The organism is Streptomyces sp. NPDC015127 (assembly GCF_043080095.1).
Taxonomy (GTDB): Bacteria; Actinomycetota; Actinomycetes; order Streptomycetales; family Streptomycetaceae; genus Streptomyces.
Window position 1 is genome coordinate 121,468 of sequence record NZ_JBIBVE010000012.1, and the last position, 22,072, is coordinate 143,539.

The window sequence follows — 22,072 nt, forward strand, 5'->3', positions numbered from 1 at the left end:
CTTGACAGTTGACCGATATGCACGGGGGACGAATGGAGCAGCCCAGGCTCAAGGCGAAGCATGACAAGCTCACCGCCCTGGCCGACGACCTCGACGACATGCAGGCGTACCTCGACAAGCAGGTCAAGCGCATGGACGAGATTGTCGACAGCGTCGAGGCCGGCTGGCGCGGCCCGTCCGCCAAGGCGTACCGGGCGCTGCACCGGGGTGCAGCCGAGGACGCCGTGCGGATCCGGATGGTCATGCAGCGGCTCGAGCAGGCCGTCCGCCTCAGCCGGGACGGCTTCTCGCAGCAGGACCTCGACATCATGGAGCGCCTGCGGGCGGTCCAGGCCGGGGTGGACGTGGCCGCCGAGGCGCGCGAGCTCTCCACGCCGAACCCGGACGTTCCTGACGCGGCGCGCAGCAGGATCGCCGACTTCTGAGTACGGGGGAAACATGTCGGACGACGAGCACATAACCGTCAACTTCGCTACCCTGCAGCGACTTTCGGGTGACCTCGAGGACATCCTCAAGAAGCTGAACGAAAGGTTGGACCTGCTCTACGGCCGGGTCGAGAAGCTCGTCCTGACCTGGGAGGGCGAGGCCCGTGAGGTCTTCGTCGACGAGCTCGACAAGTGGGACCGGTCGGCGCAGGACCTGCAGGCCGCCCAGGCCTGGCTGCACGAGGTCGTCACCAAGGGCCACATCAACTATGCGGCGGCGCACCAGGCGGTGCTGCGGGGCTGGGGCGCCCGCTGATGGCCGGTCCGCAGCCGGGCGCACAGGGACCCGGCCAGAACGGCACCATCGACGTCAAGCCCTCAGACCTGTACCGGGTTTCCGGCGGAGTGGCGGCCCAACAGTCACCCATGGACAAGGGCGCCAAGGAGCTCCTCGACAAGCTGCGGGAGTACCCGGATGCCGGTGGCTACGGCACCGCTCCGCAGGCCTTCGCGACCTCGTACGTCAAGGTGGGCAACCGCTTCCTCGACGTGTGGGCGAAGAGCGTCGTCAGCATCGGCGGCGCCGCGGTCGGCTTCACCGCTACGGCCAACAGCTACGCCAAGGCGGAGGCGGCCAACGACCCGTCGGGCAAGACGAAGGCCGTCACCCAGCCACTACCCGTGGTCATCGAGAAGGCACCGGACTACGGGTCCGTACCGAACCTCAAGTGGGGCGACGACGACGGCGGCGACGACGTCATCCGAACCCTCCTCGAGTGGGTGCCTGAGCCCGTGCGGGAGGTCCTGCGCCCCATCGTGAAGCACGCTTTCCGGATGGGGAAGGTCGCCGAGGTCTACCCGTATCCCCAGCAGCACTACCTCAACTCGCTGTCCAAGGCCTGGATGGCGATGACCGCGACCCTCTCCACGGCCGAGATCGCGCTGACCGGGAACGTCAGCAGCATCACCCAGCAGAGCAACAGCGAATGGCACAACGCCATGCGCCACTTCTGCAGTTCGCTGTGGGGCACGACGGCATGGGGCAAGAACACCGCGGGCTACCAGTGGAAGCACGATTCGGCCTCCTCGCAGACCGCCACGCACCCGGTGATGACGGTCCTCTTCGACACCGCGCAGAAGGTCAGCGACCTCCTTTACCAGTTCGCCGAGGCGGCCGTCTACATCAACCACGAGGTGTGGGAGGTCTACAAGGACGCGATTCGCGAGGCGATCCCCAAGGTCGAGTTGAACCTCAAGGACGGCGTCGGAATGGACGACCTCAAGGGGCTCGTCAAGGGCGTGGTGAAGGGCGTGGCCAAGGGAGCGAGCCAGCTCGGCGCGGGCATCGTCCTCAACATCGACACCGCGAAGCTGAACGCGATCGTCACCGAGTACAACCGGCGTGTCAATGCGCTGGTGCCTCGGATGGACGCACTCATGGGGCCGTTGGACGAGGCCCACCGCAGCGCCCCGAAGTTCGAGGCGCAGGAGGCGCGGGCGGAGGCCTTCGGCAGGCGGGCGCTCAACGAGTTCAAGAAGGAACACCAGTGGACCAACTCTGAGGACGCCAAGAACGGCATCTACAAGGTCGACCTGGCCAGTTCGGAATGGATGGCCAACGGCCACACGCTGGACAAGCACGTCGGCAAGTCCCCGGAGCAGCTCGCCCAGCGCCTGCGCGACCAGGGCGATCCCCCCACCGCGAACTGGCCGCACGGCAAGCCCACCGTCGGCGCGGCCTCCAGCTTCGCCGACCTGCAGAGCGCCCAGCGGTACACGCAGTACAACATCGACCAGCACTCCACCGAGATCAAGCAGTGGCTGGAAGGCCCGCCCCCGCCCGCCGAGGGCGATGTCAGGAAGTTCGTCGGCGCGGGGCCCAATGGGGAGGTCACGGGAACGAGCGTCACCAAGCAGCCGTACGACCCGAGCGACCCGATGACCGGGTTCAAGCAGGGCGGTATGGAGGCCAAGCCCATCGACGTGAAGAACGTCGACACGCGGCTGAAGTACGATTCCAGCCTCGATCCCCCCTTCGTCGTCATCACTTCCATGCCGGCGCGCTGACCGAGAGCGGAATGCGAATGGACCATGTGAATCAGGCCGCATGGGAAGCTGCTGCCCTGCGCCTCCTCGACGATGTCTACGCGTTCGCGGCGACCGGCCCCAGGGCGCACTCCGACTGGCGGGACGACGTCTTGGCCGTGATGAACCGTGAGGTGAGCGACCCGCGCGGCTGGGCCACGCTCGACTGGGACAGGGACAAGGAGGAGCGAGCGGCGAACGGCCCGTCCTTCCCCTTCGTCTCACCCTCCCGCGAGGCCCTGGCAGAGAAGCTGTTCCTCATCGTGCCCGATGCGGCCGTGCAACTGCTGGTGACGATGACGTACGAGTGGGGTCCGGTCCCGTCGGCGGAGGCACCGGACTCGTTCGCAGACGCCCGGACCGTGCTGGGCCGGTACGGGGAGCATTTCTCCTGCTACAGCAACATCACCCAGGCCCGCAATGGTCCGTCGCCGGACCTCAGCTCCGGAGTCACGGGCTGGGTGCCACTCACCCCGTACGACGGCGACTTCGGGTTCGTCGTCGTCTCGCCCGATGAGGTCGGCGTCTTCTGGTCGTTCAACCCCATCTGACGGAGACCAGCACCGTGCGTACTCGTAGTTCCACCTACCCCGATCGCGAAACCGCCCAATGGGCCACTCAGGAGGTCGTCACCCGCAACGAGCAGGCCATCCACCGGTGGCTTGCCCAGGGCACCCGGCCGCGCCTGGCGATCGAGGCCGCGTGGCCGTCCCGGGACGAGCCGGTCGGCCGTGTACTGCTGCAGGCGATGATGCTCGCCGGGCGCGAGCCCGTGGACGTACGGGCCGCGCGGGTCGTGCTGCGGCGCGAGCCGATGAGTCCACACGGCTTCGTCGTGCACGCCACCTTCCCCGTCTACCTCTAGGAAAGCGCCGCCGTGTCCATGAAGCCTCTCGAATTCGACCGTCGCTACGGCGAGTTGGACCAGGTGATCAGCGCCTACGTCGGCCGGTCGGCAGACGACGCGGAGGACGAGCCGAGTGAGGCGCTCCAGGCCTACCTGCGCCACACTTGGCACACTCGCCCCTGGGCCCTGGGCGTCGCCGAGCAGCAGGTCCGCGAGTACGCCCGCAACCCGCCCGGCCGCCTCCGGATGCGCCTCGGCGAGTTCTACCCGGTGCCGGACGTCGGACTGTCCGAGTCGGAGATCCAGGACTGGCTCTTCCGTATCGCCGACCACATCAAACGGTCCATCGAGGAAGGCGAAGTCCCGCAGCCGGACGCACCCCGCACCCACTGGGAGTGGCGCACCCGCTTCCACGAACTCGCCCAGTTCCTCGGCGGCTGGTTCTCCCAGGACATGCCGGACGAGTTCCCCGACCACGATGCGGCGGTGCGTGACTACTCCGAGTCCACGGACCCGCAGCTCGTGGCCCGTCTCGTCGGCGAGCTGAACGAACTCCTCGCCCTCGACCTGGATGACGCCGACTACGCTCTGGCGTTGGCGGAGCTGGGCATGGAGGTCGATCCACCGGCGCCCTACGCCCCGAGTGCCTGGCTCGCTCTGGTCGCCGACCGCCTCGCCGTCCCGCGGGCGGACTACGGGCCTCCGGCGAACGCCGAGCATTGAGATCGTCGAACATCGCTGCAGCCGGGCCGAGCGCCTCGCCTTGGGCGCGGCCGCGCGGGGTGGGGCTTCAGCCGGCGTAGTCCTTGAGCTTCTCGGTGTCGAGGGTGATGTTCACGGGGTGCGGGAGCTCGGCCGTCTCGCCGTACCCGTAGGTCCGCACGAGGTGGTAGAAGCCCTCCTTGGGCTCACTGTGGACGACGACGGTATGCGAGTCGCGGTCGACCAGCAGGTAGACGGGGATCTCGGCCCGTGCGTAGCCGTCGCGCTTCTCGACCCGGTCGCGTCGCTCGGTGTCGTAGTCGTGCGAGGTGATGTCGGCGGTCATGAGCACGCCCTCTGTGCCTGACCACTCGCCGTGCCCGGCGAAGTGGGCTGACGGCGCGAGCGTGCCGTCCGGGCGGCAGCGACCCTTGCGGTAGCCCTCGATCATGAGTCCACGTTCGGGGTAGAGGCGCAGGTCCGGTCGGTGCTGCATGCACTGTTCCAGCAGCCACATGAAGATCTCTCCGTGGTCACCGTCGGGCACAGGCTTGACCCTCAGCTTTCCGTTGATGAGTTCGAGCGTCACCGTCTCGGGGGCATTGCGGGCGAGGTCCTCGAAGTCCTGGACGGACATCTCGGGGTTGTCGGCGCTGATGTGGGTCATGGCTTCGCCTCCTCCCCACCATCCTGCCCCGCTTATGGGGTGGGTGAGCTGCAATGTCATGAAGGTGTCCTCTCGGGTGGGCGGGACGCCGCAGCGCGGGCCTCGGCCGCGAGGGCGCGGACGCGGGTGGGTGGGAGTGTCGGGGGTGGGGCCGACCGGGTCCCTCGGCAGTGGGCGCACGTGCCGGACCGCAGGCCATCCGCCCCGGTCGGGCGGCCGCATTCGCCGCACTCGAGGATGCGGACCGGGCGGGGCTTCGGAGGAGGCGCGGGCGGGAGCTTGTCGATCAGGCGGCGGCGGGCGAGGGCGGCCGGGTGGTGGACCGGGACCGGGAGCCCGGTCGTGAGGGCGTGCAGCACCTGCCACTCGGTGGCCTCCCGCGCGAACCACTCGTCCACCAGCGGCGAGAGCGCCGCGCAGTCCGCGTGCGACAGGGACATCACCGGGTTCTCGCGCCCCAGCGCGGCCAGCAGGATGTACGCCCGTGAGCGGGTGGGCCTGCGCGTCTCCACCGGTACGTCGCCGCGCTGGTACGCCGCCCACCACGCGTCGTCCCGCGCCGTACGCGACCACCAGGTGCGCGTCACCCACAGCGTGCTGCCGGACTCGGAGTTGACGGCTTCGAGCCCGCGCCGCAGATGCCCGGCCCGGATCAGGTGGTTGAGGGCCTTGCCGATGGCCGTCTGGCCGTACGGGGTGTGCTTGGCCAGCGTCTTCACGGAGATGTCGCTGTTGTCGGCGAGCCGGTCGATGTACGCGGCGACGGCGGCCTCGCGAGCCGGGAGGTGCGTGAAGTCATCGGCGGTACGGGGAAGTTGGTCGGAGACCGTCCGTTTGCCGTAGCCGGGGTTGGCGAGGGGATGCGGGGCAGCACTAAAGTGGCCGTCAGCCATGGGATCTCCCTTGAAGATCTCGATGGTCAGGCCCCCGCAGGTGTTGGTAGCACCTGGTGGGGGCCGTTCGTTTATCGGAACGGTAGGGCCCGATGACGCTGCGTGGCAAGTCGGTCGCGAAAAGTCAGCGTGCATGCCAACGGGCAGGGTGGGAGGGTGGGTTGAGGCCCATCCACCCCATCCTTGTCGAGAGCGCTCGAATCTCGGAGCCCGAGACTCGGGACGTCGGGTCAGGCGCGCTTGAGGTCCGTGACGAAGGCGGACCACGCGGCGGACCGGAAGGCGAGCTTCGGGCCGTCGGGGTTCTTGGAGTCGCGGACGGGGACGACGCCGGGGTGACCGTCGGCGACTTCGAGGCAGTTGCCGCCTTCGCCACCGCTGTAGCTGGACTTGTGCCAGACGGCCGTCGTCAGGTCGTACGGCGGGGCGGCTGCCGTAGCGGTCAGGAATGGTGCCGGCGCTCGGCCGGTTGGGACGGCTCCGACTCCTGCGAGGGGGCCGGGCGGGTGGGGCGGCCCAGTGCGCAGCCCACCCACAGGTACGGCAGCGCCAGCAGCGCGAACACCGCGCCGTGCGATGCGCCGCGCGTGGACAGCGCCGCGTAGGCGCCGTAGGCCAGCAGGGACGTCAGGCCGGTGCCCAGGCCGGACAGCGAGGTGACCGTCGCGCGGCTCGGGCCGGTGATCGCCGCCTGGAGGCGTACGTCGGCGAGCACGTCCGCCAGCTGGAAGACGAGGAACGCGGCGCCGACCAGCGCGAAACCGGAGGGTGTGCCGGAGAGGGCACCCGCCGCGAGCGCGCACGCAGCGGCGGCGACCAGTGTGCCGAGCGCACGCGCGGAGAGCCGTTCGCCGGCCGTCACCAGCAGCGAGCCGAGCGTCACGCCGACCCACACCACCAGGACCAGCAGCGGCACCGTCTCGGTCGCCACGCCCGTCGACGCGGCCAGCAGCGGTACGTACTCGTCCAGCGCGCCCCACAGCGAGGTGATCACGACGCCGAGCACCATCGCGCGCCGGACAGGCCGGCTGCCGCGCACCTCGGACAGGCCGGCCCGCAGCGTCGCCAGATAGCCGGGGGCCTCCACCCCCTTGGAGCGGGCGGCGTCCCGGTCCCGGTGCTCGGGCAGCGTCGCGCCGACCGCCGCGCACAGCACGCAGGCGCCGATGCTCGCCCCCCACAGCAGCGCGTGGCCGCCGAAGACGAGGGCGGGGGCGGCGGCCGCGGTCGCGGCGGCCGTCGCGACCATGCTCACGGCGGCTGCCCTGCCCATGACCCGGCCGTAGCGGTCGGCGGCGCCGAGGCGTTCGAGTTCGTCGTGGACGAGGGCCTCCATGGCCCCCGAGCGCAGGGAGCCGCCGATGCCCCAGAGCGCGAAACCGGCGGCGTAGGCGGCGTACGACGGTGTCACGGCCCACAGCGCGAAGCCGGCGGCCGACAGCAGCGGGCCGGCGACCATCATGGCCCGGCGCGAGACGACGTCGGCCCAGACGCCCGACGGCACCTCCACCAGCAGGCCGACGACGCTCCAGACGGCGAAGAGGGACGAGATCTCGGCGGTGGTCAGGCCGTTCTCGGCGAACAGCAGCGCGTACACCGGGTAGAGCAGGACGAAGTCCTCAAGGCCCGCGTAGGCGTAGAGCTTTCGCGTCAGGGTGCGGACGCGCGCGGCGGACGGGCACGGCGAAGCGGTGAGCATGGTGTGTGGTCCTTCTGCGGAACGGACGGGGACGCCGGGTGCTCACCCGCGCGGCGGCCCGCGACAGCCCGTTCCTGGACCTGCTGCCGTGGATCAATGTCGTCGTCGGCTCATACGGTCGAGGGTACGCCGGTGCGTGCCCGACGGCTCCCCGTTTTCGCGCCCTGCCGCATCTGCCGTGATTCCGCCGGAAGTTGACTCTCTCCCGGTATCCAGCATGATCGTCCCCCGGCACACTCACCGCAGGGAGGAATCCGGCGTGACCTTCGGGGGACAGAACCCTTACGGCCCGACGCGGCAGCCGAACGGGGGCCCGCCACCGCCGCCGCCCGGTGTGCCACCGCACCCCCATGTGCCGCCGCCGTACGTCCCGCCGCCCTCGCCGTACGTGCCGCCGCCGTACCGGCCGCCCGCCACCACGCTGTGGCAGCGGTTCCGCGAGGACGAGTGGCCGCCGCTGCGGGAGGTGATGAGCCGGGTTCCGGTTCCGGGCTGTGCGTGGGTCGCGATCCTCTTCTGCGTCTGGCCGGTGCTCTTCCTGGTGATCTGCTACCCGGTCGCCCGCTCGGCCCGGCGGAAGGCCCGCTCGGTCTTCCCCGCGCACAGCCACCGCCGACTCCTGGACCCGGACGTCCTGCGGGTGCAGAAGATCCGCGCCTGGATCGCGCTCGCGGCCTCCTGCGCGATCCTGGTGGCGTACGGCACCGAGGCGGACTGGTCACAGGCGCAGGACCAGGCCCTCTTCCGGCTCGCGGTCACGCCCTGGCTGCTGCTGCTCACGGCGCCCGTCGTGATCGCCGTCCTGTTCCGCCTCGCGCCCGCGCATGCGCGGGCGGCGATGCGGGCGCGGGTGCGCCCCGCGGTCCGCCTGGCGCTGCGGTACTTCGGCGCCTTCACGGCGGTGCCGGTCCTGTTCGCGGGCGTGATGTTCCTCAGCCGGGCCCTGCCCGACGGCGTACTCGGCACGCTGCTCACCTTCGCGCTGCTCGTGCCGGTCCTGTGGGTGCTGTTCTTCGTCGTCTTCGCGTCGTCGACGGTCGTACGGGGCGCGTTCGACACGGCCGAGATCCATGCCGCGCTCCCCGCACTGCTGACGGGTGTGCTGGTGTGGGAGCTCGCGGCGATCAACCTGGTGACGGCCGGGATGCCGCCCGGGCCGCCGCTCGTCCAGATCTGCGCCCTGTTCGGTGGCCCGGCGTCGGTGTCGGCGGTGGCGTGGTGGGAGATCGACCGCCTGCGCACGCGGTACGGAGTGACGCTGCGGGGCCGGGGCGCGTGAGGCGGGACGACTTTCGTGAGGCGCGATGACTTTCGAACAGTCCGGCAGTCTCTTCTGCCGTAACCACCGCAGTGATGAAGAGGAGCAAGTCCCGTGCGTATCGTGATCACCGAGTTCATGAGTCTGGACGGCGTCGTGCAGGCGCCCGGCGGCCCCGGCGAGGACACCGACGGCGGCTTCGCGCACGGTGGTTGGACGCATCCGTTCTTCGACCCGGAGGTCGTGGGCGGCACCTTCGACGACGCGCTGTCCAAGGCCGAGGCCCTGCTGTTCGGACGCCGCACCTGGCAGGCGATGGCCACGGCGTGGCCCGAGCGCGCCGGTGATCCGTTCGCCGACCGGCTGAACTCCCTGCCGAAGTACGTCGTCTCGCGCACGCTCGGCGACGACGAGCTGACGTGGGCCAACACCACCCGCATACCCGGCGACGAGGCCGTGGCCCACATCCGGAAGCTGCGTGAGGCCGACGGTGGCGACCTGCTGGTCATGGGGAGCTCGGCCCTGGCACGCATGCTCCTGGCAGAGGGACTGGCGGACGAGCTCCGGCTCATGATCATGCCGGTGCTCGTCGGCGGCGGGAAGAAGATCTTCCCCGACGACGGGGGGCTGCGGACGCTGGAGCTGGTCTCCACGGTCACCAGCGGTACGGGCGTGAACGTGTGCACGTACCGGCCGGTGGCCGAGGCGTAGTCCGGGCGGGCCCGGTCGCGGGTGAAGGGGCCCGGCCTCACTCGCGGGTGAAGGTGCCCAGGCCGTTCTGGTCGAGGCTTTCCACCCTCACCCGCGACGCCTGTCCGTCGCCGCCGACGGTGAACGTGACGCCCGTGCGGCCGACCGCGTTCTCGCCCACCGTCTCGAAGCTGAACGTGTCACCGCTGTAGTGGGTGAGCGCGAACCGCAGGGGCTTCGGCCCCAGGTGCACTGACAGCGCGCCGTTGTCGGCGGTGACCGTCAGCGGACCGTAGTAGTCGTTGCGGTACGTCCCGGTGTACGCGTCGTCGGCCTTGGCGTCGGCCGCGCCGGACGGGGGTTTCGTGTAGTCGGTGGGGGAGCGGTCGGCGTTGAACTCCTGCTCGTAGATCCGGGCGATCAGGGGGAGCCAGTCCTGCGTCGGCCCGCCCTGCTGTGCCGTGTCGAAGAAGTTCAGGGCGACGGAGTCGGCGAGACCCACCGGCTTGCCGTTGGTGAGCACGACGATGCCGAGCTGCTCGGCCGGCACCATCGTCACGTTGGTGTTCGCGCCGAGCTCGAACCCGCCGGAGTGGCTCAGGCGCAGGCGGCCCTGGTCGTTGTAACTGACGTTCCAGCCGAGGCCGTAGAAGCCGGCCCTGTTCGCCGGGGGCGCGGGCGGCTGGGAGACGATCTCCGGAAGGTGGGTGCGCTGCAGCTGCTCGGCGGGGACGATCTGGTCGCCCGCGAGCTTGCCGTTCGCGAGTTGCAGGCGCAGCCACCGCGCCATGTCACGGGCCGTGGAGCTGACCCCGCCGGCCGGCGACTGGGCGTCGGCGTCGCGTACGAACTTCGCCTCCCAATCGCCCTGTGCGTTCTGCACGTGGGTGACCGCCTTGTTCGCGGCCTTCTCGTAGTCGGCGAAGGACGAGCTGGTCGAGTCCATGCGGGCCGGCCCGTACAGCGAGTCCTCGGACAGCTTCGCCCACGTCGTGTCCTTCGCGTCGGCGACCGCCTCGGCAGCGGCGGTGAATCCGAAGTTGGTGTACGCGTAGCTTGCGCGGAACGGCGACAGGGGCTCGAACCGGAGGTGCCCGAGGATGTACTGCTGGTCGTAGCCGAGGTCTTCGAGCAGGTCACCCGCGTGGTCGGGCAGTCCGCTGCGGTGGGACAGCAGGTCGGCGACCGTCACGTGCCGCGTCACCCACGGCTCCTTGAGCGTGAAGTCGGGCAGATGCCGGGTCACGGGGGTGCCCCAGTCAATGGCCTTGTCGCCGACCGCGTCGGCGACGACGGTCGAGGCGATCGGCTTCGACACGCTGGCGAGCTGGAACACCGTGTCCGGGGACACGGCGCCCGCCTTGCCGACCTCACGTTCGCCGAAGCCCTTCATGTACACGACCTTGTCCTTGTGGACAACAGCCACGGCGACACCCGGTACGCCGGTCTTCTCCATGCCCGCCCGGATCTGCTCGTCGAGCTTCGCGACCGCGTCGGCCACCTGCTTGTCGGTGAGCAGCGGGGCGGTGCGGGGCGCGGGATGCGCGGTGAGCGCTGTGGACCGGGGCGGGGGTTCGGCCGCCGCCGCCGTCGCGTACGTCGCCACCAGCACAGAGGCCAGACCTGCCGCGGCATACGCGCGGGCCCTGCCCCTGCGGTGCCTTCTGACTCGTCGGACACCCATGCGTTCCATTCAACGCCCGGCGGCCGCCTCTGTCGCGTGGAGCGGATCCGCCGCGAGCGGGGGGCGCGGAGCGGGGCGGCGGGCCCACAGCAGCGCTCCCGCGCACAGGACCGCGCCGCCCAGGAGCCACGCGGGCGGGCCGGCCGGCAGGGCGCCCGCGACCACGCCCGCCAGCGCGCCGACCGACTGCAGCGCGAGGGACCGCACGGACAGGGCCGTGGCGCGGACGGTGCTGTCGACGCGGTGGTGCAGCAGGTCGGTCTCGTTGGGGCCCGCCGCGCCGAGGCCCAGGTAGATCAGGCTGTAACCGAGAGCAGCGAGCGCGAGGGCCACCCGGCCGTCCGACGCGGCGGTCACACCGAGCAGGACCAGACCGGCGGCGCTCAGCCCGATGCTCGCGAGCACCGCGTGCTCGCCGCTGCCCGTCACCCGGGCCGCAAGGGGCGCGAAGTGGCTGCCGATCGCGGTGCAGACGAACCCCGCGCAGGCGAGCGCGGCGAACAGCACCGCGCCCGTCTCGGGCGCCCCGGTCAGGTCCGCGGCGCGGCCCGGGGTGAGCAGTTCGACGGTGGCCAGGCCGGCGCCCACCGCACCCGACGTCAGCAGGAGCCGCCGGATCAGGCCGTCCCCCGCCCCCAGGCGCAGCCCGCCCAGCACGGTGGCGGGTACGCCGCGGAGCACCGCGCTCAGGGTGGTGCGCGGGCGGGGCGGCTCGGGGAGGGCGATCAGGACGTACACGACGTAGCCGGCGCCGACGGCCGCGCCGAGCAGGGCCGGGACGGAGAGCGGCAGCACCACGCCGCCGGTGGCCGCGCCGATGTCGGGGCCGAGGCCCAGGAGGAGCGGCAGCCCTCCGCCGACGAGGGTCCCGGCGGCGAGGGCGACGGCGCAGGCGGTGCCCGCGCGGGCGAGCCCGGTGCGCAGTTCGGCCCCGGGCCCCGAGTGGGCCTGGACCGTGTCGACGTACCAGGCCTCCGCCGGTCCGCTGGACAGGGCGCGGCCGGAGCCCATCAGGAGCATGGCAGCGGCCAGCGCCCAGACGGTGGTGCCGAGCGCGAGCACGGTGAGGGCGGCGAGGTTGAGCAGCCCGGCGGCGGCGAGGACGGGCCGGCGGCCGACGACGTCGGCGAGGCCGCCGGTGGGCAGCTCCATGGCGGAGACCGTGAGCGAGTGGACGGCGAACAGGGCCGCGACAACGGCGAGGCTCATGCCGCGCTCGGTCATGAGCAGGACCTGGGAAGGGATGTAGAGGCCGACCGGGAGCCAGAAGAGGCCGGTGACGGCGACAAAGCGGCGGCGCGCGGAACGGGGATCGAGGCGGCGCCCTGTGCCCGCCCGGAGGTGCCGTGAGGTGCTCATCGTGCCCAGGATGCGGTCGGGCATGTCCCTGACGCACCTCGATATCGGCGACGAGACCCTGGAGACGGCCACACGTCCGGGGCGCAGGACAAGGAGCGCCCCCGTGGTGAAGGTGCTGGAGGGAACACTCATCCCTCTCTCATCCGGCCCTTAACCCGCCATCACACCCCGCCCTTAGCTTCGCGCCATGTTCTTCACCTACCTCCGGCGCGAGTTGCGCCGTCGCAGGAGAGCGGCGCTCGTCGTCGCCTCGGGGCTCGCCCTCGGGATCGCGCTGGTCATCGTCGTCAACTCCGTCTCGTCCGGCATGAACCGCGCCCAGGACAAGGTCCTGGAGTCGCTCTACGGACTCGGTACCGACATGACCGTCACCAAGGCCGCCGAACCGCCCGAGGAGGGCGGGACCGTGCGGCGGCCGAGGTTCCGGTTCGACGCCGAGGACGACGGGGAGGGCGGCGAGCAGAGCCAGGACATCGTCATGGTCCAGGGCTTCGAGACCCTCGCCGCCTCCACGGTCGGCAAGGTCGCCGGCCAGGACGGCGTCGCCGAAGCCGTGGGCGGCCTCAACGTACGCGTGATGAAGGTCGACGGGCAGTTCACGCGCGGTGAGGTGCAGCAGCAGCCCGGTCAGGGCGGCCCCGGCGGCGGGCCCGGTGGCGGCGCCGTCCGCGGCGGCGGCGCGGACTTCGGCGTCGCCTCGTACACCGCGTACGGAACGGACGTCACGCAGCAGGGACTTGGCCCGCTGACCTCCTCGAAGATCACCGCCGGCCGGACGTTCACGGCGAATGAGACCGACGCGAAGGTCGCCGTCCTCGACAGCGCCTACGCCAAGGAGAACGCGCTCACCGTCGGCAAGACGCTCACCGTCTCCGGAACGGCGTACGAGGTCATCGGCATCGCCACGGCCGACAGCGGCGACGCGGCCGCCGACGTCTACCTGCCGCTCGCGCAGGCGCAGACCCTCGCCGACGCGAAGGACAAGGTCACGACCGTCTACGTCAGGACCTCCGACTCGCAGCGGATCGACGGCGTCAAGGCGGCCGTCCAGAAGAACATCCCCGGTACGACGGTGACCACGTCGGCCGACCTCGCCGACACGGTCTCCGGCTCCCTGTCCACCGCCTCCGGCCTTGCCTCGGGCGTCGGCAAGTGGCTCTCCGTTCTCGTGCTGGCCGCGGCCTTCCTCGTCGCCGGGCTGCTGACGTCCTCCGCTGTGAGCCGGCGCGTACGGGAGTTCGGCACGCTCAAGGCCCTCGGCTGGAAGAGCGGGCGCGTCACCCGCCAGGTCGCCGGCGAGGCGCTCGTCAACGGGCTCGTCGGCGGTGCGCTCGGCATCGCGGTCGGGGTGGGCGGGGCATGGCTCATCACCACGTTCAGCCCCACGTTGACGGCGGAGTTGGGCGCGGGGGCCGGGCAAGGCGCGGGCGCCGGCGGCGGGGCACGGCTGATCGGGCCCGGCGGCGGAGCGGGCGGCGGGGCGGGCGGTGGCTCCCGCACGCTCGACATCGCCCTCACCGCGCCCGTCTCGCTCACCACCATCGCGCTCGCCGTCGCCCTGGCGGTGGCCGGCGGGCTCGTCGCGGGCGGCTTCGGCGGCTGGCGCGCGTCCCGGCTGCGGCCCGCCGACGCGCTGCGCCGCGTCGAGTGACCCGCTTTTCTTCCACGGACAACAGGAGTTGACGATGTACCAGCTCAGTGGCGTCACCAAGCGCTACCGGCGAGGCAAGGACACGGTGAACGCCCTCGACGGCGTCGACCTGACCATCGAGGACGGCGGCCGCCTGGTCGTCCAGGGACCGACCGGCGGCGGCAAGTCCACGCTGCTGCAGATGCTGGGCGGCCTGGACCGGCCGACCGAGGGCAGCGTGGTCCTGGACGGGACGGACCTGGCGAGCCTGCCGGAGGCGCGGCTCACGAAGGTGCGCGCGGAGAAGATCGGCTTCGTCTTCCAGAGCTTCAACCTGATCCCGACGCTCACGGCCCAGGAGAACGTGGAAACGGCCCTGGTCCCGCTCGGCCTGCGCGCCGCCGAGCGAAGAGAACGCGCGGGCGAGGCGCTGGCGTCGGTCGGGCTCGGGGAGCGGCTGCGGCACCTGCCCGGTGAGCTGTCCGGCGGCCAGCAGCAGCGGGTGGCGATCGCGCGGGCCCTGGTCAAGCGGCCGGCGGTGCTGCTGGCGGACGAACCGACCGGAAATCTGGACGAGTCGATGCGGGACGAGGTGATGGAGGTGCTGGAGGGGTTGTGGCAGGAGCACGCCTTCACGTTCGTGATGGTGACGCATGACTCGGCGCTGGCGCGGAGGGCGGTGAGGGTGGCGACGATTCGCCGGGGGCGGGTGAGTGTGTCGAGCCCGTCGGGCGTGTGAGTGCCGCTTGTGGGCGCTGAGGGCACGGGGTGGGCCCGGTTGCGGGGCTCTGCCCCGGACCCCGCTCCTCAAACGCCGGAGGGGCTGAATACGGCCCCGCTCCTCAAAGGCCGGAGGGGCTGAAACGCCCCCGCTCCTTTGGCGCCGCAGGGGCGGGGAGTGGCCCCGCCCTCACGCCTCAGGAGCCGGAAGCGCCCCCCTCACGCCCCCTCGGGGGTGTGCGAGGCCAGCGCCGCGCGGAGGTGGCCGTTCGTGGTCGTCAGCAAGGCGGACGCCGTAGCCGCGTCGACTCCCCCCAGGATCATCAGGATCGCGTTCTTCACCTCTCCCCCCGTCGCCTCCAGCGCCGCCTCGATCTCCTCGTCCGCCGCGCCCGTCGCCAGCAGCACGATCCGCCGCGACCTCGCCCGGAGCTTGTCGTTCGACGCGCGCACGTCCACCATCAGGTTCCCGTACGTCTTGCCGAGGCGGATCATCGTGATCGTCGAGATCATGTTGAGGACCAGCTTCTGTGCCGTGCCCGCCTTCAACCGCGTCGATCCGGTGAGCAGTTCGGGGCCGACCACGACCTCGATGCCGTGGTCCGCCGCCGCGCCCAGCGCGCTCCCCGCGTTGCACGACAGGCCGATCGTCAGCGCGCCCAGCGACCTCGCGTGCTCCACCGCGCCGATCGCGTACGGCGTGCGGCCCGACGCCGAGATGCCGACCACCGTGTCGTCCTCGGTCGGCTTCAGCGCGTCCAGGTCGCCCGCGGCCAGCTCCTTGCTGTCCTCCGCGCCCTCGACCGCCGTGAACATCGCCGTCGGGCCGCCCGCGATCAGGCCCGTGACCTCCGACGGGTCCGTGTTGAACGTCGGCGGGCACTCGCTGGCGTCCAGGACGCCGAGGCGGCCCGCCGTGCCCGCGCCCGCGTAGATCAGGCGGCCGCCGCGGGCCATGCGCTCGGCCGTGGCGTCGATCGCGGCGGCGATGACGGGCAGTCGGGCGGCGACCGCGGCGGGGACGGTCTCGTCCTCGTCGTTCATGATGCGCGCGATCTCCAGTGTGGGCAGCCGGTCGATGTCGGCGAGCTCGGGACGGAACGCCTCGGTCGTGAGCGTGTCCAGCTGGGCGCGGAGTTCACCGTAGGTGGAGGTCATGAGGAGCGGCTCTGCTTTCTCGGGACGTACGGCGGTGGGGGGTTCAGCGCGTGCGTGGGCTGTGGCGGTGTGCGAGGGCCTCGTACGAGGCGGCGAGGGCAGGGGCCGCCGACTCGTACGTACGCTGCGCCACGCCGATGAACAGGCAGTCGACGACCAGGAGTTGGCTGGTGCGCGAGGACATCGCGGCGGGCCGCAGCTCGCTCTCGCGTGCCGTGGAGGTCGTCAGGATGTGGTCGGCGTACTGCGACACCGGGCCGTCCGGGCGGCCGGTGATCGCGATCGTCGTCGCGCCCCGGTCGAACGCCACCCGCAGCGGCTCGATCACGTCCCCCGTCGAGCCCGAGTGCGTGATGGCGACGGCGACGTCGCCGGAGCGCAGCTGCACGGCGTTGGTCACGGCGAGGTGCGGGTCGCTGTGCGCGTGCGCGATCAGGCCGATGCGCAGCAGCTTCTGTGCGAGGTCCATGCCGACGAGGGCGGAGGCGCCGACGCCGTAGATGTCGATGCGGCGGGCCGTGGACGCGGCGGCCACGGCCGCGCCGAGCTGCACGGTGTCGAGGCCGGCCGCGGTGTCGGCGAGCGTCTGCTGCTCGTCGTAGGCGAGCTTGGCGACGACGTCCCCGATCGGGTCGTCGACGGCGATGTCGGTGGTGAGGGCGGGCGCGCGGCCCGACTCCTGGTGGGCGGCGAGACCGGCGAGCGCCAGGCGCAGGTCGCGGTAGCCGGGGTAGCCGAGGAGGCGGGCGGTGCGGACGACGGTCGCCTCGCTCGTGCCCGTGAGCTCGGCGAGTCCGGTGACCGTGAGGGCGGCGCAGCCGGCCGGATCGTCGGCGACGGCTTCGGCGACCCGCTGCATGGAGCGGGTCATGGACGGCGACAGCGTGCGCACCTTCGCCGCGAGGGCGGCGGGAGGGGGGACCTCGCGCGCGCCGGGCGCGGCGCGGGAGGGCAGTGCCTCACCGTTGAAAATTTCCTTCACTGGATTGGTCACCTCTGAAAGATATTTTCGAATTTCGGGTGCCGTCAAGACCCGGGGACAATGGGGGCATGGACCGGACGAACCCGCTGGAGCAGGCACTGCACGCTGCCCGCGCGCTGGTGCTCGCCGACCTCGCCGCCCGTGACGTGGCCGACGCCGGTGTCGTCTCGATGGTCGAGGAGGCGGTGGCACACCGCCGGTGGTGGGCCGAGCAGTGGCCCGAGGGCATCGCCTACGTCGCCGGGCTCGTCGCCCAGGACGTCCAGGACGCCCTGCTGGAGCGGCACGGCCGCTGGCCCCTGTGCCCGGTCTGCGACGCCGGCGACCCGCACGCGCTGGAGATCGAACCCGAACTGGGGCCGGACCCGCACTGGGTGTGCGGCAAGGCCCGGGTCGTGGTGGCGCCGGTGGGCGGCCTGAGGTGACGGTCTACATCGACCCGCCGAGCTGGCCGGGCCACGGGCGCATGTGGTCGCACATGGTCAGCGACGTGTCCTTCGACGAACTGCACGCCTTCGCCGAGTCGATCGGCTGCCCGCGCCGCGCGTTCGAACGCGACCACTACGACGTGCCCTCGCACCGGTACGCGGACGCGGTGGCGTCGGGCGCGGTCGAGATCGGCTCCAAGGAGCTCGTACGCCGCCTCACGGAGGCGGGCCTGCGCAGGCCCAAGAACCGGCCCCTGGGGTAGGGGCCCCTCGGGTGGGGCCCTCCCCGTCAGGCGCCGCCCGTCCGGTCAGACGTCCTGACGGGGTCTGCGCCCGGTCACGCGTGCTCCGCCACGTCCGCCGCCGCGCCGCGCGGGTCCGCCGCCGAGCCCGTCACCAGGCGCGACCTGCTGTGCAGCCGCAGCGACACGGCGACGAGCGCGATGGCCACGACGGTCATCGCCGCGCCCGCCCAGGCCGTCGACGCGAAGCCGAGGTCCGCGTCGATGACCGTGCCGCCGAGCCACGGGCCGCCCGTGTTGCCCAGGTTGAACGCGGCGGTCGTCGTCGCGCCCGCGAGCGTGGGCGCGGCACCGGCGACGTTGAACATCCGGGCGTTGAGCGCCGGGGCCGTGTAGAAGGCCGAGACGCCGAGCAGGAACGACAGCGCGATCACGGCGACAGGGCTGCCCGCGAACAGCGCGAGCGCCGCGAGCAGCACGGTCGACGCGGCGATCCCGCTGAGCAGCACGCCGAACAGGTGCGCGTCGGCGACCCGGCCGCCGATCGTGGTGCCGATCAGCGCCCCGATGCCGAAGAGTGCGAGCACGGTCGGCACCCAGCCGTCCGCCAGCCCCGCCACGTCCGTCAGCAGCGGCGCGAGATACGAGAACGCGCAGAAGACGCCGCCCGCCGCCAGTGCCGTGATCGCGATGGACAGCCACACCTGGCGGTCGCGGTAGATGGACAGTTCCCGCTTGAGCCGCGGTCGCCGCTCGGGCAGCGGGATCCGCGGGATCAGCGTCACCACGCCGACGAGGGCGACGGCGGACGCGGCGCCGACGGCCCAGAACGCCGACCGCCAGCCCAGGTGCTCCCCGAGGAACGCGCCCGCGGGGACGCCGAGGACGTTGGCGATCGACAGCCCGCCGATCATGACGGCCATCGCCCGGGCCCGCGAGGTCATGGGCACCATGGCGATCGCGACCGCCGCGCCGACGGCCCAGAACCCGGCGCAGGCCAGCGCGCTCACCACGCGGGAGGCGAAGAGGATCTCGTACGAGGGAGCCAGCGCACCGGCGGCCTGTCCGAGGCCGAACACCGAGATCAACGCGATCAGCGTCGTCTTGCGCGGCAGCCGCAGCGTCGCCACCGCGAGCAGCGGCGCGCCGACGACCATGCCGATCGCGAAGGCGGAGATCAGCAGCCCGGCCCGGGGGATCGAGACGTTCATGTCGTCGGCGATGGGCGGCAGCAGCCCGGAGAGCATGAACTCGCTCGTGCCGAGGGCGAAGACGGACAGGCCGAGCATGTAGACGGCGAGCGGCATACGGGCGCCGGCGTGCCGTTCGGTAGGGGCGGGCATGACAGGTGCCAACAGGAGGTTGGTCCCTGTCATTCCCCGGCGGGCCGGCGTCTCACGATGCGGCCAGCAGCTCCAGCTCCACCGTCAGGTTGTGGCGGGCCGGCTCCTCCCACTCGCGCGCGCCGTGGGGCGTGTGGAAAAGGCGCGGCAGCCGCAGCAATTGGCGCAGCACCGCCGCCCTCCCGTCGCGGAACGCCTCCTCGGGCACGAAGGCGTACTCCTCGCGCACCGCCGCCGCGTATGCCGCGTACGCCTCCGGGGCCGCGGCCAGGATCGCCAGGTCGGCGTCGCACAGGACCTGGCCGTTGCTGTCGTCGTCGGCCGGGTCGTGCGTGACGGTGAGGCGGACGAGGCGGGCGACCTCGGCGGTGGTCTCTGTGCTCAGCCCGGCCTCGGGCAGGGCGCGCTCGGCGAGCCGGGCGGAGCGCTCCTCGTTCTCGGACCGGTCCGGCAGGTACACGGCGTCGTGGAACCAGGCCGCGAGCCGCACGAGGTCGGGGTCGGCGGCGTGACCGGCCAGGGTGTCGACATGGTCCAGCACCGCGATCAGGTGCGCCGTGGTGTGGTAGCGCCGCTGCGGCTCGGCCCAGCGGGCGAGGAGGTTGTCGGCGTACGGCCCCGGGTCGGGCCCGTCCGCCCCCGCCCGGGCGGCGACGAGGGTCCGGGTCCAGCGGGCGCGGAGGTCGGCGACGACGGCATCGGTCATGTGCCGACTCTAGAGTCGTGCTCGCGGGAGCGGGCCGGGCGGTGGGTGAAGCCGGGGTCGGCCGAGTGGCTCTTTTGCGAGCACAGATGCCCTCGGCCGCAGTGATCTCGCTGCGGCCGAGGGCATGTGGCCGTGGTGGGCCGGGTGTCAGCCGGCGGCCTTGAAGCCGCGCAGGCGCAGCGAGTTGCCGACGACGAACACTGACGAGAAGGCCATCGCGGCTCCGGCGATCATCGGGTTGAGGAGGCCGGCGGCGGCGAGGGGGAGGGCCGCGACGTTGTAGGCGAAGGCCCAGAACAGGTTGGACTTGATGGTGCCGAGCGTCCTGCGGGAGAGGCGGATGGCGTCGGCGGCGGCGTTGAGGTCGCCCCGGACGAGGGTGAGGTCGCCGGCCTCGATGGCCGCGTCGGTGCCGGTGCCCATGGCGAGTCCGAGGTCTGCCTTGGCGAGGGCTGCGGCGTCGTTGACGCCGTCGCCGACCATGGCGACGCTGCGTCCCCCGGCCTGGAGCCGCCTGACGACGTCGACCTTGTCCTCGGGCATGACCTCCGCGATCACCTCGTCGATGCCGACCTCGGCGGCGACGGTCTCGGCGACGGCCTGGTTGTCGCCGGTGAGCAGGATCGGGGTGAGGCCGAGGGCGCGCAGCCGGCGGATCGCTTCCGGGCTGGTGTCCTTGACGGCGTCGGCGACCTCCAGGACCGCGCGGGCCTGGCCGTCCCAGGCGACGGCGATCGCGGTGCGGCCGGCGGCTTCGGCCTCGGCCTTGGCGCGCTCCAGCGTGAGGGGGAGGTGGATCTCCCATTCCTGGAGCAGCTTTTGCCGGCCGACGAGGACGGCGTGGCCCTCGACGACGCCCTGGACGCCGAGGCCGGGGACGTTGGCGAAGTCCTCGGGCGTGGGCAGGGCCCCGACCTTCTCGGCGGCGCCGGCGGCGACGGCCTGGGCGACGGGGTGCTCCGAGGCGTGCTCCAGCGCACCCGCGAGCCGCAGGACGTCGGTCTCGGTGCTGCCCTCATGGGTGTGGACGGCGAGCAGGGTCATCTTCCCGGTGGTGACGGTGCCGGTCTTGTCGAGGACGATCGTGTCGACCTTGCGGGTGGTCTCCAGGACCTCGGGCCCCTTGATCAGGATGCCGAGCTGGGCGCCGCGGCCGGTGCCGACCATGAGCGCGGTCGGCGTGGCCAGCCCCAGGGCGCAGGGGCAGGCGATGATCAGGACGGCGACGGCGGCGGTGAACGCGGCGGTCCAGCCGGAGCCGTTGCCGAGCCAGAACCCGAGCGTGGCGAGGGCGAGGCCGATGACGACGGGGACGAAGACGGCGGAGATCCGGTCGGCGAGCCGCTGGGCGGCGGCCTTGCCGTTCTGCGCGTCCTCCACGAGCTTGGCCATGCGGGCCAGCTGGGTGTCGGCGCCGACGCGGGTGGCCTCGACGACCAGGCGGCCGCCGGCGTTGAGGGTGGCGCCGGTGACGCTGTCGCCGGTGGCGACCTCCACCGGCACGGACTCGCCGGTGAGCATCGAGGCGTCCACGGCGGAGGTGCCCTCGACCACGGTGCCGTCCGTGGCGATCTTCTCGCCCGGGCGGACCAGGAACCGGTCGCCGACCCGGAGTTCGGGGGTCGGGACGGTGTGCTCGCGCCCGTCGCGCAGGACCGTGACCTCCTTGGCGCCCAGCTCCAGCAGCGCCTTCAGCGCCGCGCCCGCCTTGCGCTTGGAGCGGGCCTCGAAGTACCGCCCGGCCAGGATGAACGCGGTCACCCCGGCGGCCGCCTCCAGGTAGATGTTCCCCGCGCCGTCGCTGCGGCCGATCGTGAGCTCGAAGGGGTGCGTCATGCCGGGCGTGCCGGCGGTCCCGAAGAACAGGGCCCACAGCGACCACAGGAACGCCGCCGAGGTGCCGACCGAGATCAGCGTGTCCATGGTGGCCGCGCCGTGGCGTGCGTTGGTGAACGCGGCACGGTGGAAGGGCCAGGCGGCGTAGGTGACCACGGGGGCGGCGAGGGTGAGGCTGAGCCACTGCCAGTACTCGATCTGGAGGGCCGGGACCATGGCCATCGCGACGACCGGGACGGAGAGCACCACGGCTGTGATCAGCCGCTGGCGCAGGGGCGCGAGCTCGTCGGTCTCCGGTGGTTCGTCCGCCGGGTCGGCGCTCCGGGGCGGGGCGGGCTCGTGGGCGGTGTAGCCGGTGGCCTCGACGGTGGCGATGAGATCCGCGACCTCGGTCCCGTCGGCGAAGGTGACCTTCGCCTTCTCGGTCGCGTAGTTCACGGTCGCCTCGACGCCGTCCATGCGGTTCAGCTTCTTCTCGATACGGGCCGCGCAGGAGGCGCAGGTCATGCCGCCGATGGCGAGCTCGACCTCGCGTGCTGAGGTGGTGGCCGGGTGGGCGGCGGCTGTGGTCGGCATTCCTGCTCCCAGGTGAGTCCAATACCCCTAGGGGGTATCTACGCTTCCCTCTTGTATACCCCCTCCCCGTAGTTCCGGGCAAGGGGTTGCGAGGGGCGCTGCCGGGAACCCGTCGTGTCCGAGTGCCGTGCGCGGCTGCGGT

General features: G+C 72.0%; 23 protein-coding genes. 12 read left to right on the forward strand and 11 right to left on the reverse strand.

Annotation, left to right across the window (positions count from 1 at the left end; genetic code table 11):
- The first annotated feature begins 32 nt into the window (after positions 1 to 32).
- Genes ACF08N_RS24035 through ACF08N_RS24060 form a run of 6 tightly spaced genes read left to right on the forward strand, consistent with a single transcriptional unit; the run spans position 33 to position 4,080 of the window.
- Positions 33 to 425, forward strand: a complete 393-nt coding sequence (locus tag ACF08N_RS24035; RefSeq protein ID WP_392326724.1) for a WXG100 family type VII secretion target — start codon at positions 33 to 35, stop codon at positions 423 to 425.
- A gap of 13 nt (positions 426 to 438) precedes the next feature.
- Positions 439 to 741: a WXG100 family type VII secretion target gene (locus ACF08N_RS24040; RefSeq protein ID WP_392326725.1), complete on the forward strand. Its 303-nt coding sequence runs from the start codon at positions 439 to 441 to the stop codon at positions 739 to 741.
- Positions 741 to 2,492 (forward strand): RNase A-like domain-containing protein, encoded by a 1,752-nt coding sequence (locus ACF08N_RS24045; RefSeq protein WP_392326726.1) that lies wholly within the window; start codon positions 741 to 743, stop codon positions 2,490 to 2,492. The genes ACF08N_RS24040 and ACF08N_RS24045 overlap by 1 nt, the downstream gene beginning before the upstream one ends.
- 17 nt (positions 2,493 to 2,509) lie before the next feature.
- The gene (locus ACF08N_RS24050; RefSeq protein WP_392326727.1) at positions 2,510 to 3,061 is read left to right on the forward strand and encodes a hypothetical protein; all 552 of its coding nucleotides are present in this window, start codon (positions 2,510 to 2,512) and stop codon (positions 3,059 to 3,061) included.
- A gap of 14 nt (positions 3,062 to 3,075) precedes the next feature.
- The gene (locus ACF08N_RS24055) at positions 3,076 to 3,375 is read left to right on the forward strand and encodes an RNase A-like domain-containing protein (protein ID WP_392326728.1); all 300 of its coding nucleotides are present in this window, start codon (positions 3,076 to 3,078) and stop codon (positions 3,373 to 3,375) included.
- 12 nt (positions 3,376 to 3,387) lie between these two features.
- A complete protein-coding gene (locus ACF08N_RS24060; RefSeq protein WP_392326729.1) occupies positions 3,388 to 4,080 on the forward strand; it encodes a contact-dependent growth inhibition system immunity protein in 693 nt (230 codons plus the stop codon).
- Between the two features lie 67 nt (positions 4,081 to 4,147).
- Here the strand turns inward: ACF08N_RS24060 and ACF08N_RS24065 are convergent, their stop codons facing one another.
- From ACF08N_RS24065 to ACF08N_RS24080, 4 genes are all read right to left on the reverse strand, one after another.
- The gene (locus tag ACF08N_RS24065) at positions 4,148 to 4,726 is read right to left on the reverse strand and encodes a Uma2 family endonuclease (protein WP_392326730.1); all 579 of its coding nucleotides are present in this window, start codon (positions 4,724 to 4,726) and stop codon (positions 4,148 to 4,150) included.
- Positions 4,727 to 4,782: 56 nt separating this feature from the next.
- Positions 4,783 to 5,619 (reverse strand): helix-turn-helix domain-containing protein, encoded by an 837-nt coding sequence (locus ACF08N_RS24070; RefSeq protein ID WP_392326731.1) that lies wholly within the window; start codon positions 5,617 to 5,619, stop codon positions 4,783 to 4,785.
- A gap of 230 nt (positions 5,620 to 5,849) precedes the next feature.
- Entirely contained in the window at positions 5,850 to 6,065 is a 216-nt protein-coding gene (locus ACF08N_RS24075; protein ID WP_392326897.1) for a DUF397 domain-containing protein, read from the reverse strand.
- The gene (locus tag ACF08N_RS24080; RefSeq protein ID WP_392326732.1) at positions 6,062 to 7,318 is read right to left on the reverse strand and encodes an MFS transporter; all 1,257 of its coding nucleotides are present in this window, start codon (positions 7,316 to 7,318) and stop codon (positions 6,062 to 6,064) included. The genes ACF08N_RS24075 and ACF08N_RS24080 overlap by 4 nt, the downstream gene beginning before the upstream one ends.
- Before the next feature lie 259 nt (positions 7,319 to 7,577).
- Here ACF08N_RS24080 and ACF08N_RS24085 point away from each other — a divergent pair, with 259 nt between their 5' ends.
- Together ACF08N_RS24085 and ACF08N_RS24090 are read left to right on the forward strand one after the other, a co-directional pair.
- Entirely contained in the window at positions 7,578 to 8,597 is a 1,020-nt protein-coding gene (locus tag ACF08N_RS24085) for a hypothetical protein (RefSeq protein WP_392326733.1), read from the forward strand.
- Between the two features lie 93 nt (positions 8,598 to 8,690).
- On the forward strand, positions 8,691 to 9,287 hold the full coding sequence (locus tag ACF08N_RS24090; protein ID WP_392326734.1) for a dihydrofolate reductase family protein: 597 nt from the start codon (positions 8,691 to 8,693) through the stop codon (positions 9,285 to 9,287).
- 37 nt (positions 9,288 to 9,324) lie between these two features.
- On the opposite strand, the gene ACF08N_RS24095 is transcribed toward ACF08N_RS24090, so the two are convergent.
- Positions 9,325 to 10,950, reverse strand: coding sequence for a serine hydrolase (locus tag ACF08N_RS24095; RefSeq protein ID WP_392326735.1), 1,626 nt, complete (start codon positions 10,948 to 10,950; stop codon positions 9,325 to 9,327).
- A gap of 9 nt (positions 10,951 to 10,959) precedes the next feature.
- The gene (locus tag ACF08N_RS24100) at positions 10,960 to 12,309 is read right to left on the reverse strand and encodes an MFS transporter (RefSeq protein WP_392326898.1); all 1,350 of its coding nucleotides are present in this window, start codon (positions 12,307 to 12,309) and stop codon (positions 10,960 to 10,962) included.
- 187 nt (positions 12,310 to 12,496) lie between these two features.
- On the opposite strand from ACF08N_RS24100, the gene ACF08N_RS24105 reads away from it, so the two are divergent.
- A complete protein-coding gene (locus ACF08N_RS24105; protein ID WP_392326736.1) occupies positions 12,497 to 13,960 on the forward strand; it encodes an ABC transporter permease in 1,464 nt (487 codons plus the stop codon).
- 34 nt (positions 13,961 to 13,994) lie between these two features.
- Positions 13,995 to 14,678: an ABC transporter ATP-binding protein gene (locus tag ACF08N_RS24110; RefSeq protein WP_392326737.1), complete on the forward strand. Its 684-nt coding sequence runs from the start codon at positions 13,995 to 13,997 to the stop codon at positions 14,676 to 14,678.
- 200 nt (positions 14,679 to 14,878) lie between these two features.
- Here the strand turns inward: ACF08N_RS24110 and murQ are convergent, their stop codons facing one another.
- Both murQ and ACF08N_RS24120 read right to left on the reverse strand, forming a co-directional pair.
- Positions 14,879 to 15,817, reverse strand: coding sequence for an N-acetylmuramic acid 6-phosphate etherase (murQ, locus tag ACF08N_RS24115; RefSeq protein WP_392326738.1), 939 nt, complete (start codon positions 15,815 to 15,817; stop codon positions 14,879 to 14,881).
- A gap of 43 nt (positions 15,818 to 15,860) precedes the next feature.
- Positions 15,861 to 16,811, reverse strand: coding sequence for a MurR/RpiR family transcriptional regulator (locus tag ACF08N_RS24120; protein WP_392326739.1), 951 nt, complete (start codon positions 16,809 to 16,811; stop codon positions 15,861 to 15,863).
- A gap of 56 nt (positions 16,812 to 16,867) precedes the next feature.
- Between ACF08N_RS24120 and ACF08N_RS24125 the strand changes: the two genes are divergently transcribed.
- Entirely contained in the window at positions 16,868 to 17,224 is a 357-nt protein-coding gene (locus tag ACF08N_RS24125; protein ID WP_392326740.1) for a hypothetical protein, read from the forward strand.
- Positions 17,221 to 17,490, forward strand: coding sequence for a DUF4031 domain-containing protein (locus ACF08N_RS24130; RefSeq protein ID WP_392326741.1), 270 nt, complete (start codon positions 17,221 to 17,223; stop codon positions 17,488 to 17,490). Before ACF08N_RS24125 ends, ACF08N_RS24130 begins: the two co-directional genes overlap by 4 nt.
- Positions 17,491 to 17,564: 74 nt before the next feature.
- Here ACF08N_RS24130 and ACF08N_RS24135 read toward each other — a convergent pair whose 3' ends face one another.
- The 3 genes from ACF08N_RS24135 to ACF08N_RS24145 form a co-directional block, all read right to left on the reverse strand.
- Positions 17,565 to 18,776, reverse strand: coding sequence for a Cmx/CmrA family chloramphenicol efflux MFS transporter (locus tag ACF08N_RS24135; protein WP_392326899.1), 1,212 nt, complete (start codon positions 18,774 to 18,776; stop codon positions 17,565 to 17,567).
- A gap of 88 nt (positions 18,777 to 18,864) precedes the next feature.
- Positions 18,865 to 19,518, reverse strand: coding sequence for a hypothetical protein (locus ACF08N_RS24140; RefSeq protein ID WP_392326742.1), 654 nt, complete (start codon positions 19,516 to 19,518; stop codon positions 18,865 to 18,867).
- Positions 19,519 to 19,665: 147 nt separating this feature from the next.
- Positions 19,666 to 21,930, reverse strand: a complete 2,265-nt coding sequence (locus ACF08N_RS24145; RefSeq protein WP_392326743.1) for a heavy metal translocating P-type ATPase — start codon at positions 21,928 to 21,930, stop codon at positions 19,666 to 19,668.
- Positions 21,931 to 22,072 lie beyond the last annotated feature (142 nt).